The following is a 274-nucleotide window of genomic DNA, read 5'->3' on the forward strand; positions in this document are numbered from 1 at the left end:
CAGTAGCTCAGTGGTAGAGCTATCGGCTGTTAACCGATCGGTCGTAGGTTCGAGTCCTACCTGCGGAGCCATTTTTAACATCTATTTGAGCAGGTAGTTTTTGTGCTTCCATAGCTCAGCAGGTAGAGCACTTCCATGGTAAGGAAGAGGTCAGCGGTTCGAGCCCGCTTGGGAGCTTACCATAATAAATAATTATATGGCCCCTTGGTCAAGCGGTTAAGACACCGCCCTTTCACGGCGGTAACACGGGTTCGAATCCCGTAGGGGTCACCAT

Annotated in this window: 2 tRNA genes; both read left to right on the forward strand. The window is 50.7% G+C overall.

From position 1 onward, the window contains the following. Positions 1-104: 104 nt before the first annotated feature. Positions 105-177 (forward strand) — tRNA-Thr (locus tag ASU02_RS22995). A gap of 21 nt (positions 178-198) precedes the next feature. Continuing rightward, a tRNA-Glu gene (locus ASU02_RS23000) sits at positions 199-273 on the forward strand. Position 274 lies beyond the last annotated feature (1 nt).

Source organism: Cytobacillus praedii (genome assembly GCF_001439605.1).
Taxonomy (GTDB): Bacteria; Bacillota; Bacilli; order Bacillales; family Cytobacillaceae; genus Cytobacillus; species Cytobacillus praedii.